The following is a 13,697-nucleotide window of genomic DNA, read 5'->3' as shown; positions in this document are numbered from 1 at the left end:
GCGCGGCCCGCCATCACCGGGTCATGGCATGGCAATTCTGGATCGACCGCGGCGGCACCTTCACGGATGTGGTGGCGCGTGACCCGCAAGGGGGGCTGCACACCGCCAAATTGCTGTCGAGCGACCCGGAACGCTATGCCGATGCGGCGGTGGAGGCGGTGCGGCGGCTGACGGGGGCGGGCGAGGGCGCGATCCCACCGTGCAGCTTGCGCATCGGCACCACCATCGCCACCAATGCGCTGCTGGAGCGCAAGGGCGAGCCGGTGTTGCTGGCGATCACGCGCGGCTTTGGCGACGCGATCCGCATCGGCACGCAGGAACGGCCGGAGCTGTTCGCGCGCGCCATCCGCCTGCCCGATCCGCTCCACGCCGATGTGGTCGAGATTGACGAGCGGGTGATGGCCGATGGCACGGTGCGCGTCGCCCTGAACGAAGCCGCCGCCCGCGCCGCGTTACAGGCGGCCTATGACAGGGGACTGCGCGCCGTCGCGATCGTGCTGATGCATGGCTATCGCTACCCGGCGCATGAACAGGCGCTGGGCCGGATCGCGGCGGACATCGGCTTTACCCAGATCAGCGCCAGCCATGATGTCGCGCCGCTGATCAAGCTGGTCGGGCGCGGCGACACGACGCTGGCGGACGCCTATCTCTCCCCGGTGCTGCGCGCCTATGTCGACGGATTGCGCGACGCGCTGGGGGCGGAGGCCGACATGCTGTTCATGCAGTCGAGCGGCGGCCTGACGCGCGGCGACCTGTTCCGGGGCAAGGATGCGGTGCTGTCCGGCCCGGCCGGCGGCATCGTCGGCCTCGCCCGCACGGCGGAGCAGGCGGGCTTCAGGGAAGTCATCGGTTTCGACATGGGCGGCACATCGACCGATGTGTCGCATTATGCCGGCGCCTATGAGCGCGACAATGAGGCGAAGGTGGCGGGCGTGCGCCTGCGCGCGCCGATGATGCGCATCCACACCATCGCGGCGGGCGGCGGCTCCATCTGCTCGTTCGTCGACGGGCGTTTCCGCGTCGGCCCGGAAAGCGCGGGCGCGGTGCCCGGCCCCGCCTGCTACCGGCGCGGCGGGCCGCTCACCATCACCGACTGCAATGTCATGCTGGGCAAGATCCAGCCGGACCATTTCCCCAGCCTGTTCGGCCCCAATGGCGACCAGCCGCTGGACGTGCAGGCGGTCGAAGCGCGCTTTGCTACGCTGTGCGCGCAGGTGGAGGCGCAGACCGGCCGCGCCATGACCCCGCGCGACGCCGCGCAGGGCTTCATCGCCGTCGCCGTCGCCAGCATGGCCAATGCGATCAAGCGCATATCGGTTGCGCGCGGCCATGACGTGGCGCGCTATACACTGGCCAGTTTCGGCGGGGCGGGCGGGCAACATGCCTGCCTGGTCGCCGACGCGCTGGGCATGGACCGGGTGATGATCCATCCGCTGGGCGGCGTGCTGTCGGCCTATGGCATGGGCCTGGCGGACCGGCGCGCGGTGCGGGAAAGGACGATCGCGCTGCCGCTGGGGGACGATGGGCTTGACGCGGCACTGGCCGCGCTGAGCGCCGAGGCGCGCGCCGACCTGCCCCAGGCCGACCGGATCGAAACGCTGCTGCGGCTGCGCTATGACGGCACCGACAGCCTGTTCGACGTGCCGCTGGCGGACGCCGACACCATGCGCGCCGATTTCCTGACCCAGCATCAGGCCCGCTTCGGCTTTGCGGGGCAGGGCCGCATCCTGATCGACATGGCGCGGGTGGAGGCGATTGCCGCCACCGCCGAGGATATGGGCGGCATCGTCGCCATCGCCGGGCAGGCCGCGCCACCCATTGCGCATGTCGACTATGCGGGCGAAACCGCGCCCGTGCACGACCGCGCCGGCCTGTCCGCGCACAGCATCATCGACGGTCCCGCGCTCATCATCGACCCCGTCTCCACCACGGCGGTCGAGCCGGGCTGGCGCGCGCGGCTCGACCGCCATGGCAACCTGATCCTGACCCGCCATGTGCCCCGGCCCCGGCCCGAAAGCCGCGACGCCAGCGCCGTCGATCCGGTGCGGCTGGAGGTGATGGGCGGGCTGTTCATGGCGATAGCGGAGGAAATGGGCGCGGCGCTCCAGCATAGCGCCTCATCCGTCAACATCCGCGAGCGACTCGATTTTTCCTGCGCGCTGTTCGATGCGGCGGGCAATCTGGTCGCCAACGCGCCGCATATGCCGGTACATCTGGGCAGTATGGGGGACAGCATCCGCGCGATCCTGCGCCGGCGCGGGGCGGGCGCGGATGGCGTCCCGATCGACGGGCGCGGGATGCTGCCGGGCGATGTCTATGCGCTCAACGCCCCCTATGATGGCGGCACCCACCTGCCCGATGTCACCGTGGTCATGCCGGTGTTCGTGGAGGACGACAGGCCCAGCTTCTATGTCGCCGCGCGCGGCCATCATGCCGATATCGGCGGCATCACTCCCGGCTCCATGCCGCCCGGCAGCCGGTCGGTGGTGGAAGAGGGGATATTGATCGACAATCTGCTGCTGGTCGATCAGGGCAATTTTCGCGAAGCGGCGATCCGCGCGCTGCTGGCGTCCGGCCCGCACCCCGCGCGCAACATCGACCAGAATATCGCTGACCTGTCCGCCCAGATCGCCGCCTGCGCCAAGGGCGCGAGCGAACTGCGCCGCATCTGCAAAAGTTACGGAACCGAAACGGTGTCCGCCTATATGGACCATGTTCAGGATCAGGCCGAAGCCGCCGTCCGCCGCCTGATCGGCAAGCTGGCCGATGGCCGTTTCACCTATGAGATGGATAATGGCGCATCTGTTCACGTCGCTGTTTCCATCGACCGCCAGGCCCATGCCGCCACCGTGGATTTTGCCGGTACGTCCGCCCAGTTGCCGGGGAATTTCAATGCTCCCGCTGCGATCGTTCGCGCCGCCGTCCTCTATGTCGTGCGCGCGCTGATCGACGAAGCGGTGCCGATGAATGACGGGTGCCTCAAACCCGTCACCATGCGCGTGCCCGAAGGGTCGATGTTGCGTCCCCGCCATCCCGCCGCCGTGGTCGCGGGCAATGTCGAAACCAGCCAGGTCGTGACTGACGCCCTGTTCGGCGCGCTGGGCGTCATGGCCGGAGCGCAGGGGACGATGAACAATTTTACCTTCGGCAACGCCGCCCATCAATATTATGAAACGATCGCGGGCGGGGCCGGGGCCGGGCCGGATTTCGACGGCGCGGACGTGGTCCAGACCCATATGACCAACAGCCGCCTGACCGATCCAGAAATCCTGGAAACCCGGTTTCCGGTGCTGCTGGAAGCCTTTTCCGTCCGCGCCGGATCGGGCGGGGCGGGACGGCATCATGGCGGCGATGGCGCGTTGCGCCGCATACGCTTTCTGGAGGATATGACCGCCGGCATCCTGTCCAACCGCCGCATCGTCCCGCCCTTCGGCCTGGCTGGCGGCCAGCCCGGCGATGTGGGCCGCAACCGGGTGGAGCGCGCCGACGGCCGCGTCGAGCTGCTTGGTGCCACCGCCACGGCGCAGTTGCGGGCGGGCGACGCCTTCGTCATCGAAACGCCGGGCGGCGGCGGCTTCGGCGCTTGACAAGCGCCCCGCGCGGGTCTGTTCTGGGCGCGGGGAGAGTGGCCATGGCGCCGGACTCGGCAACGCAGATCCGATGGGGAACAGGGGCCGCGCTGATCGCGGTCGCGCTGGTCGCGATCGTGGCGCTGGTGCCCGATCCCTTCTTCCGCCAGCGCGTCGTCGCCACCATGCTGGACGATGTGGAGGGGGTGTCGCCCGGCGTGCAGGTCTATTTTCGCGGCGCGCCGATCGGTTCGGTCCGGGCGATCGCCCTTGACGGGCCAAGCCGCACCTTTGCCGTGACGATGGGCGTGGACAGGGCGTGGCGGCCATCGCCCTGTTCCTTCGCCACCGTCGCCTCCGCCAATCCGCTTACCGCCCCGCGCATCGAACTGGTGGCGCTCGAAACCGCGGGCGCCCAATGCGCCGCCGCCCGCCGCGCCTATGGCTGCGATCCGGTGCCGGGCGCAGCGGACCTGACCGGCTGCCGCCGCCCGGCCGACCTGTTCGAAACGGCAGCGCTGGCCATCGGGGAAGCCGCTGCGGTCGCCCGCACCGCCAATGCCATGGCGCAACGGCTCGCCGCCATGCTCCAGGGCGACGGATCGGCGGTCGACATGGCGCAGGTCGCGCGCAACGCCACCCAGACGCTCGCGGCGCTCAACAGCCTCAGCACCCAGCTCGACCGCAGCTTCACGCCGGGCAAGGGCGATATCGCGCTCACCCTGTCGCATGTCCGCCAGGCGACCGGCCGCGCGTCGGAGATCGACGTTGCCGCCTTGAACGGCATCCTGCGCGAAACCCAGGCGCTGGTGGCGCAAAATCAGGCGAACATCGCCGGGCTGTTGACCGAAAGCCGCAGCAGCGCGGGCGAAGTGCGCGGCATATTGGAGGGTGCGTCGGCCTCGCTGATCGCGACCAGCGCCAATCTGGAGCGGACCAGCGCCAGCCTGGGCACCTTGTCGGACCGGCTGGCGGGCGACCCGACCTATGCGATTCGCGGCCAGCGCTACGCCGATCCGCCCCCGCCCGGAGGACAGAAGTGACGCGCCTTGCCCCGTTCCTGCTGCTGGCGCTCGCCGGCTGTGCCGCGCTCAAGGGCGGCGATGCGTCCGTCACGATGCGGCTGTCGCCCCGTTTTACGGCTGCTGCGCCCGCTGCCACGCCCAGCTTCGCGGTCGCGCCGGTGCAGGCCCATGGCCTGATCGCAGGCCAGCGCTACGCCTATGTCGATGCCGCCGCACCCGGCGAAATTCGCCAGGCCGCCACCTATTTCTGGGAGGACGCGCCAGCCGACAGCCTGACCCGCGCCCTGGTCGCCGGGCTGCGCAGCCGCTTTGCCAGCGTCACCGGCCCCGGCCTGCCGCTCGCCGCCGACCGGCGCGTGGTGGCGGCGCTCGATCGGTTCGAGGAGGTGAGCGATGCCGGGGCCGCGCGCGCGGTCGTCGCCTTCGACGTGACGCAGGTGACACAGGGCAGTGCCATAGGCGCGGGCCGCTATTGCGCCAGCGCGCCGATCGCCGCCGCCGCCGGCACCGTTCGCGCCGCCGCCTTCCAGCAGGCGATCGAGCAGGCGGTCGCCGCCTTCGTTCAGGATGTTGCGGCGGGTACGGTGTCGGCGGCGGCCTGCTGAAGCAGCCGTCCGCGCTCCAGCCGATACAGCCGCTCGCACAGCCGCCCGGCCAGCACCATGTCCTGTGTCAGCAGCAGCAGCGCGCGGCCCTGCGGCACGATCCGCCGCCGCACCTGCGCCTCCAGCCCCTCGCCACGCGCGAAGGCGCCCTCGAACGGCTCGTCCAGGATCAGCAATTCAGGATCGCGCATGAAGGCGCGGGCCAGTTCGGCGCGGCGTTGCTCGCCGATCGAGAGCCTGTCGGCGCGGGTTGCGGCCGCCTGCTCCAGCCCGAATTCCAGCAACAGCCGGTCGATCCGCCGCGCCACCCGCCCGCCGCCAGTGCCGATCGCCAGCCGCATATTCTCCTCTATGCTCAGCTCCCCCAGCAACGACCCGCCCTGCATCGCCACGCCGCAGCGGGCGCGCAACAGGCGGCGCGCATCGGCGTCGGTCGTCGCCAGATCCTGCCCCATCAGCCGCACCGATCCGCTGCCCGGATGCGCCAGCCCGATCGCGAGTTTCAGCAACCAGCCCTTGCCCGCGCCGCTGTCGCCCACGATGCCGACCCGCTCGCCCGGCCCGACCGTCAGGTCGATCCGGTCCAGCAGGCGCGCCCCGCCCAGCACCAGGCTGACCGCGTCGAAGGCCAGCAGCGCGCTCATGCCAGCCCCGTCCACAAGGCCGCCGCCGCGAAGATGCCGAGCAGCCCGGCGGTGAAGGCGGTGATCGCGCGGCGGCCGATATCGGCGGGCGACCGCACCGGCCGCGCGCCCACCGCGCTGCCCACGGCAAAGGCAATGAGGGCATAGAGCAACACCTTGGCCATGCCGGTCAGCATCGCCTGCGCGGCATCGTGCGAGAAGGCGAATCCGGCCCAGAGCGGCCAGCCGACATTGGCGATCAGCGCCAGCGGCAGCGCGCAGCCCAGGATCGCCGCCACCCCCGCCAGCGCCATATGGATCGGCGTCGACAGCAGCACCGCCACCAGCGCCGGTCCCAGCGCATGGGCGACCGGATCGCGCCCCAGCGCCTCCAGCGCGTCGATCTCCCGGTTGAGCGCCATCGCCCCCAGCCGCGCCGCGATCGCCACCGACACGCTGCCCGATGCGAACAGCCCGACCAGCAGTGGCACGATGTCGCGTGGCAAAATCTGCGCCAGCGCGCCCAGCACCGGAATCTGCGCGTTATAGATGGTCAGCAGCCGGGCCGCGCCGATCCCGGCGATCATCCCCGCCAGCGCGGCGAGCGGCAGCAGCGTGCGCAGCGGCCGCCAGATATGGAGCGGCAACCCGTCGGCCAGTTGCCGTTGCGCCAGCGCATCGCCCGCGATCAGGCGCTGTCCCATCCCCCGCGCCGCGCGCAGGGTCAGCCATATTCCCGCGCCGATCGCGGCGATCGGCTTGCGCGGTCCGGTCAGCCTATCCATGGCGCGCGCAGGATCGCGCCGTCCGGTGCCAGGACGATGGCGCGGGCATCGTCGCCGGGCGTCGCCGCCAGCCGCAACTCGCCCTGCGCCGCCAGCCAGTCGTCGCCCGGCGGCACGGCATGGATGCGGTCGGCCGCCGCGATCAGCTCCGCCGCCACCCGCGCCGCGCCGCCCGGCAGGCCGTCCAGGATCGCCTGCGCATGGTCGCGCAGCGTCAGTTGCACCAATGCCCCGCGCGCCTGCACCGCCGCCAGCATCGCCCGCGACCAGGGATCGGCCAGATCGCCCAGGAAGATCGGCGCGCGGTCGGGATAGCGGGTGGCGAGCGCGTCCAGCACCGCCGCCGGATCGGCCGCGACCGCGTCGCCGCCCGGCGTCAAGGCGATGGTCAGCCCCCGCAGCGCGCGCCTGCCCGACGCGCTCAGCAACCGCGCCATGATCCGCACCTGTTCCCGGTCCAGATCCTTGATCGCTTCGCTGAGGTCATCATAGGGCACGATGTCGGGGTGCAGCCGGCGGGCGTCGTCCCGCACCGGGCCATGGGTCCAGCCCTGCACCAGCTTGGCCGCCATCCAGCGATCATGTTCGGCGCGCGACAATTGCTCCAGCTCGTCGGCATCGAGCAGCAGGCCCGGCCCGTCGCCATCCACCAGCCGCGCGCCGATATCGCGCAGTTTCAGGCTGTAGCAATCAGCGACCAGCCGGTTATCGTCGCGGAAACTTTCGGGCAGATCCTCCCATTCCTGCATCGACGCGCGCGCGCCGATCCGCTCGCCCTCGGTAAAGCGGCCCTCCAGATAGAAATCATGGATCGACCGGGCGAGCGCGTCATGCCGGTCCTGTAACAGGGCGTCGGGATCGGCCAGGTCGGCCATCGCGCCGAAGGGCAACAGGCCCGCGCCGATGCGATGGTCGTGCGCGCCGGCCATCCGCACATGGATCGGCGGGGCGGGCAGGGCGGCGGCGCGATAGCGGGCATCGACCGCCAGCGCCACCGCCAGCGCGCGGTCGTCATCGGCCAGGTCGATCAGGATCGCGACCGGCTCGCCCTGCGCCGCGACATGGGCGTCGATCAGCACGGCGACCCGCGCCGGATCGGTCCGCGCTTCCACGAACCGCACCGGCGCCAGCGCGTCTGCGCCCGGATGGCGGGCGCGAAACGCGCCTTCCGCCTCGGCTGCGCCGGACAGGTGGATCGCAAAGGCCGGCTTCCCGCCATCGCGATAATGGCCGCCGGCCAGCGTGCGCAGCACGAAACGCTCGATCAGGGGCGAAAAGCCGATTACCAGCACGCCGCGCCCGCTTTGTCCCACGCGGACGAAACCGTCGATCGGCCGCGCCAGCGCCAGTTGCCGCGCGGCAATGTCGGGCAGCGCCGCCAGCCGCACCCGCGCGGTGCGGCGGTCGCCCTGCGCGAACCGTTGTTCGATGCTGCGCCGCAGGTCGGGATCATCAACGCGCAGGATCACGTCCAGCGGATCGCCCGCCGGCCGGACCGCGCCCGCCTGCGCCAGCACCGCCGATGCGAGCGCGATATTGGCGCGCGCCTCGCTGGCCAGCAGCAGCACCGCGCGCGCCTTGTCCAGCGCCAGGCTGGCGGCGCTGTCCTCCGGCGCATCCTGCTGCACTTCGGCCGCGCCCGCTTCCAGCGCGTCGCCGATCCAGGTCGCGCGCCGGTCCTGCGCCCAGATCAGCACTCGCCGCCCGTCCGCCAGAGCGCCCGTCGCCGCCTGCGCCGCAACGCCGCCGTCCGCGTCGCCGGCAATCACCAGATGCCCGCCGCGCGCGCGGATCAGCGCCAGCCGCAGCGGATTGCGCACCTGTTCCCACGCCAGCGCCGCCGTGGACCAGAAGGTCAGCAGCGGCAGCGCCCAGCGCGCGATATTGAGCGCCAGCGGCAGGTCGCGCCCCTCCAGCACCAGCGGGAAGCTGCCGACGATCAGCCGCAGCGCGCGCAAGCCGTCCTGCATCAGCGTCGATGCGATCCCGGCCTGGGCATAGGCCTGGGCAAAGCCCCATGTGCCCAGCAGGAAGGCGACCCCCATCGCGCCGAAGCGGACGACCGGGGCCACCGGCGGCAGGTGCAGCCCGCTCAGACGTGTCTGCGGCTTGCCCCCCATCGCCGGGGTCAGTTGCTGGTCTGGAGCCGGACGAAGGCCGCCGCCACGCCATCGCCGCGCTGCGCCGCCAGCCGCGCCCGCAGCCGGGTCAGGAATTGCCGTTCGGTCCCGTTCACCACCTCATCATCGCCGAACAGCGGCTTTTCCGATGCCAGCGCGACGATCAGTTCCGGGCCGAAGGGTGGCGCGACCTGATAGCGCTGCGCGGTCTGCGACAGGCCGATGGTCACGCGGCGCACGCCCTTGCGGTCGGGTTCGGGATGGCCGCGATGCAGTTCCACCGCGCTGCCGTCGGCCTGAAGATAGATGATGCTGAGATAGGGGCGGGCGGCGCTGGTGGTGGCGCTGACGCCGAAAATCTCATTCTCGCGCATCGTAACCGGATCGCCGCTGCGGGGCGCGCCGCTTTCGGTCAGGACGGCGATGCCGGTCCCCTCGCGCGCCAGCGGCGCGGCCAGCGTCAGTGCCGCCTCGCATTGCGGCCAGGGCAAATGACGGACGGCGAAATCCAGCCTGGGGTCGGCCTTGGCCGCCGCCGCGCGCAGCGCCGCGATGGCGTTCAGGTCGCCGGAAAATCCGGTCACGCTCCGGCCCTGCACCGCCACCGTGCCGCAGGGGATGGCGGCCTGCGCATCGGCAAAAATCTGGGCGGCCGTGCGCGGCGGGGGCGGCGCGCCCGGCGTGGCCGGGGCGATCGGCGCTTCGAGCGAATAGGCTTCGCCGGTCAGCAGCTTGAAGGTCGCATAGTCGATCCAGGCATAGCCCTTGTCGCCCCACTCCGGCCCCCAACTGTTCATGATGCGCAGCGCCTGCCTGTCCTCGTCATAGCCCACGATCGCCATGGCGTGATAATTGGCCTTGTCCGGCTTGTCGGCGCGGGCATAGACGCCATCGCCGCGAAACGCCTTGAAATCGGCGGGTGCGGGCATGGCGAAGATCACCGGCGCGCCGCGCGCCAGCGCGCCCTTCACATCGTCCAGGATGATGGGCGTGCGCCAGTCGTCCTTCACTTCCCGGTCGATCGCGCGCCAGTCGAGCAGGCGGAAATCGCCGGCCTTCGCCTTCAGCGCATCGGGCGCGGGGATCGCGCAGCGGGTCATGTCGTCGGGAAATTCGGCCAGGCTGACCGTCCCCTCATTCTTCAGCAGGGTCAGCGCCTGGACGATGCTGATCGTGCCGGTGCAGGGCGACCCCGCCGGGCGCAGCCGGTTATAGACATAGGCCGGGCTCATCTGGTCGGCGGGCTGGGCCGGCTGCACATCCTTGTCGCGGAAGTTGAGGAAGGTGCGCGCGGCATAGGTGGTCGCCCAGGCGACGCAATTGGGCTGCGGCCCCTGCGATCCGGGCGGGGGATAGGCGTTGGACAGGTCCACCCGCTTGGGCAGATAGGCGCGGAACCGCCCCTGTTTGGGCAGTTTCGCATAATCTTCGGGAGAAACAGGCTCCGCGCCGGTCATGAATTGCGCATCGTCCGCCTGCTGCGCGACCAGCGCGCCGCCCGACAGCGCCAGCAGCACGGGGATGCCCCATGTGACGAGACGATGTGCCATCACCCGTTCCTCCCGAAAGCCGTTGTTCTAGAAGCGGTATCCGACCGTCAGCGTCACCGCGTCGAAATCGAAATCATGCGAAAAGCTGCTGGTGCCATGGGTGTAGATGAGGCCGATGCGCAACTGTTCGGTCCGGCTCTTCTGCTCCGCCTCGCGGGTGCGCACGCCCATGCTCAGCGCGGCTTCATGCACGTCTTCATAGGATTGCGGGTCGCCGGTCAGCTTGGTCCAGGTGTAGCTGGCGCGGATCGATCCCTGCCGCCCGCCGAACATCCGCCCCTTGAACGGCAATTGATAGGCCAGCCCGTTGCGGAACGCCCAGACATCTTCCTTGAAATAGAAGCCCGGTTTCTTGCCGATGCCGATATCGGTGGTGGTGGACCATCCGACCATGTTGCCAATGGTCAGGTCGCCGCGCCCCAGTTGCGCGATCTTGTAGCGGCTGGTGGCCGACATGGTCAGCACTTCGCTGCTTGCGCCGAAATAGCCGTCATTGTTGCTGGCGCCAAAAGCGACGCGCGGGGTGATCAGCCAGTTGGGCTGGACCGGCAATTCGACGCCCGCCGACAATGTGCCCAGGATCGCGGTGTCGCCCTTGTTGACGTGCAGGACATTGAGGATCGGGTCGATCAGGATGCGCGCCCGGCTACCCTCCGACGGGCGGAACGCCTTTTGATAGCGCAGTTCGTAGCGCTGCCCCGCGTCGCCCGCGGAATCCCAATAGGTGAAAGCGCCGCCGATTGTGTCTGCATCGCCCTCCACATCGAATCCGGGCGTGTCGAGGTCGGCATCATAGTCCAGGTCGTTCAGGTTGAGCGCCGTGGTGACGGCGGTGTGCTGCAAGCTGTTCGGGCTGCCGATCGACGCATAATAAGGCGATGCCTGCGCCACGCCGGGCAGCAGGACGGCCAGTGCGCCCGCAATCATAAATTTCCGCATAATCTTACCCCTCTTTGCGTGCCGCAGTCCCACCTGCGGCGCGAACCTTCAAGAAAATCGTCGATCAGGTCGTGCCCCCGATCTCGTCCGGCTCCAGGTCGCGCACGACGCGCAGCCCGGCGTCCTGCCGCCTTTTGCCTGGCGGCACGGTGAAGCGGTTGGCGGCGCGCAGCGCGCCCGGCGCGCTTTCGAACGATCCGCCACGCATTACCCGCGCCCGGCAACTCGTGTCGGTGCAGCCCGATGTCCATTCCCACATATTGCCCTGCATCTGGTTGAGGCCGAAGGCATTGGCGGGATAGCTGTTCACCGCTTCGGGATAGCCGCGATAGGGCGCGGTGTCGGACCCGTGATAGCGGGCGGTATGGTCGTAATTGGCCATGGACGGGCTGATGTCGTCGCCCCAGGGAAAGGCCGTGGGCGCCCCGGCGCGGCTGGCATATTCCCATTCCTGCTCGCTCGGCAGGCGATATGCGCGGCCCGACTGGACCGTCAGCCAGGCGAGGAACGCCTGCGCATCCTCATAGCTGATGTCGCTCGCCGGGATCAGCGGATTGGGATTTTCCCTGGCCCAGTTGCCCAGCTTCGCGCAGGCATTGTCGCGCACGCATGCATTCCATTCGGCGATGGTCACTTCATAGACGCCGATGGCGAAGGGGCGGTCGATCCTGACCTGCGCCTGCACCGGCTCGTCGCCGCTGCGGCCCGGTTCGGACGGCGGCGATCCGAAGGGCGACAGGCCGGCGGGGATCGCCCGCATCCAGGGGCAATTGGCGCAATCGTAGAAACGGTCGCTCGCCGCCCGGTCGCACGAAATGAAGCAGGGGGGCGCCCCTTGCAGCCCATAGTCGAAGGTCGGTTTCTGGAAATTCCTGCCCGACGACAGCGCAACCCGGTCCGACACGCGCTTGAGCGCATCGGCGATATTCTGCTGCGGCCGGCGGATTTCCTCGGCCAAAATCTTGGAAAAGACGCCATCGTCGAAGGCGACCTGGTCGGCGCTGGTGGAAAAGGCGACCAGATAGCCCTGGTCGGGGCGGATCGTGGCGGCGGCCGCGCGCACCATGCGGCGCAGCCCCTTGCTGCCCGCCAGTTCGCCCACCGCGCTGGCCTCCGTCCCGGTTTCGGCCGCGATCATCTGGGTCAGCGTCGGCGGCGGGGCGGGCAGGACGTTGCGGCACATGTCGAGCACGATCAGCACCGTCTGCGCGCCCGATCCCAGCAGATGGTGGGTCAGCGCCGCGCGGGTCAGGCTCGCACTTTCGGGGCTGAGGTCGCGGCCCGCATCGACCGGCAGCAGCATCACGTCGCCATAGCTGCCCAGCGCCGCGCCATGGCCGGAAAAGTAGAGGGTGCCGAACGCCTTGGGACCGGCGGCGGCAAGCTGCGCGCGGAAATCGGCGATCGCCTGCGCCATCGCCGCGCGCGTCAGGTCGCGGCGCACCTGTACCGGGCCGGTGCCGCTGGCGTCGGTGAAGCCGGTGGCGTTGAGCGCGGTCGCGACCTTCTCGCCATCGGCATAGGTGGAGCCGAGCCGGTCGAACGACTGATAGGCGCCGTTGACGATCACCAGCGCCAGCCGGGGTTCGGCCGACGCCTGCGCCGGCGCGGCCAGCCCCGCCAGCCACAGCAGCGCGATCAGCCAGCCTGTCGCCAGCGCGCGAAGCCCGCTGCACCCGCCCCCCGGCGACGGCATGATCATGTGCCGGCCCGGCGCGGCGCGAATTCGACCTGGGTGACGACCTGGTCGACCGCATCGACATGCAGCACCGCGTCATAACCGCGCGCGGCCTTATAGGGTTCGGCCGGGCCACCGCCGAACAGTCTGGCGAAGAAGCCGCCCATGCCGCGCCCCTTCTGGCAATAGGGCGCGACGCTGACCGCGCCGCCGCTCTGCTTCACCTCGTTGAGCCAGGCGCCGAGCGGGGCGGGCGCTTCATTGTCGACGCGATAGGGGGTGTCGAGATCGACCACCACCGCCCGGCCCCGGCGCAGCTTGGATCGCAACCGGCGATCGAAGCCGCCGGCTTCGCTGAAGCGCAGCGTGGGTTTGGCGACCGGCCGGTTGCAGGGCGCGAGCACCGGCAGGGCAGGGGCCGGCGCACTGGCGACCGGCGCGATGGCGGGGTCTGCCCTGGGGGCGACGGCGTTGGCGGTCGGCGCGACAGCTTGTGGCGGATTTGCAACGGGTGCGGGTGCGGGCGGCTCTGGCGGCAATATCCGCACGCCACGGCCGGCCGCGCCTGCTTCCGGCGCCTGGACAGGCGGTGAGCCGTTTGTCGCCTGCGCCAGGGCGCTGATGCCGCTGCCCAGCGAAAATGTCAGGGAAGCAATGACTATAGTGCAGCGCAGCATGGCGGTCGGCCCTCTCCGAGTCCAGATATAGTTATTGCCCCGTATAGCTTTATGAGATTATGAGGAGGGGGCTGATCAGGCAACAAAAAAGCGCGGGGTGTTTCCAATGTCGACGGGGCGGCGTGG

General features: G+C 70.1%; 10 protein-coding genes. 3 read left to right on the top strand and 7 right to left on the bottom strand.

The window, feature by feature from the left end:
- Positions 1-23 precede the first annotated feature (23 nt).
- From Q4610_RS16020 to Q4610_RS16010, 3 genes are read left to right on the top strand one after another with little or no spacing between them, the layout of a single operon-like run.
- A complete protein-coding gene (locus Q4610_RS16020; RefSeq protein ID WP_304536973.1) occupies positions 24-3,587 on the top strand; it encodes a hydantoinase B/oxoprolinase family protein in 3,564 nt (1,187 codons plus the stop codon).
- Between the two features lie 44 nt (positions 3,588-3,631).
- A complete protein-coding gene (locus tag Q4610_RS16015; protein ID WP_304536972.1) occupies positions 3,632-4,612 on the top strand; it encodes an MlaD family protein in 981 nt (326 codons plus the stop codon).
- Positions 4,609-5,199, top strand: coding sequence for an ABC-type transport auxiliary lipoprotein family protein (locus tag Q4610_RS16010; protein WP_304536971.1), 591 nt, complete (start codon positions 4,609-4,611; stop codon positions 5,197-5,199). Before Q4610_RS16015 ends, Q4610_RS16010 begins: the two co-directional genes overlap by 4 nt.
- Here Q4610_RS16010 and Q4610_RS16005 read toward each other — a convergent pair.
- The 7 genes from Q4610_RS16005 to Q4610_RS15975 all read right to left on the bottom strand — a co-directional run bounded on the left by Q4610_RS16005 (position 5,157) and on the right by Q4610_RS15975 (position 13,571).
- Positions 5,157-5,843, bottom strand: a complete 687-nt coding sequence (locus tag Q4610_RS16005; protein WP_304536970.1) for an ATP-binding cassette domain-containing protein — start codon at positions 5,841-5,843, stop codon at positions 5,157-5,159. The two genes, Q4610_RS16010 and Q4610_RS16005, sit on opposite strands and share 43 nt — an antisense overlap.
- Entirely contained in the window at positions 5,840-6,607 is a 768-nt protein-coding gene (locus Q4610_RS16000; protein WP_304536969.1) for an ABC transporter permease, read from the bottom strand. The genes Q4610_RS16005 and Q4610_RS16000 overlap by 4 nt, the downstream gene beginning before the upstream one ends.
- Positions 6,595-8,727 (bottom strand): RyR domain-containing protein, encoded by a 2,133-nt coding sequence (locus Q4610_RS15995; RefSeq protein WP_304536968.1) that lies wholly within the window; start codon positions 8,725-8,727, stop codon positions 6,595-6,597. Before Q4610_RS15995 ends, Q4610_RS16000 begins: the two co-directional genes overlap by 13 nt.
- An 8-nt stretch (positions 8,728-8,735) precedes the next feature.
- The gene (locus Q4610_RS15990; RefSeq protein WP_304536967.1) at positions 8,736-10,277 is read right to left on the bottom strand and encodes a C1 family peptidase; all 1,542 of its coding nucleotides are present in this window, start codon (positions 10,275-10,277) and stop codon (positions 8,736-8,738) included.
- Between the two features lie 27 nt (positions 10,278-10,304).
- Positions 10,305-11,216, bottom strand: a complete 912-nt coding sequence (locus tag Q4610_RS15985; protein ID WP_304536966.1) for a hypothetical protein — start codon at positions 11,214-11,216, stop codon at positions 10,305-10,307.
- A gap of 64 nt (positions 11,217-11,280) precedes the next feature.
- Complete coding sequence (locus Q4610_RS15980; RefSeq protein WP_304536965.1) at positions 11,281-12,918, bottom strand: SUMF1/EgtB/PvdO family nonheme iron enzyme; 1,638 nt, start codon at positions 12,916-12,918, stop codon at positions 11,281-11,283.
- Complete coding sequence (locus Q4610_RS15975) at positions 12,915-13,571, bottom strand: hypothetical protein (protein WP_304536964.1); 657 nt, start codon at positions 13,569-13,571, stop codon at positions 12,915-12,917. The genes Q4610_RS15980 and Q4610_RS15975 overlap by 4 nt, the downstream gene beginning before the upstream one ends.
- Between the last annotated feature and the right edge of the window lie 126 nt (positions 13,572-13,697).

Source organism: Sphingobium cyanobacteriorum (assembly GCF_030580935.1).
GTDB lineage: Bacteria > Pseudomonadota > Alphaproteobacteria > Sphingomonadales > Sphingomonadaceae > Sphingobium > Sphingobium cyanobacteriorum.
The sequence above is the reverse complement of the archived record's forward strand: the minus strand, read 5'-3'. Positions and strand labels throughout refer to the sequence as shown.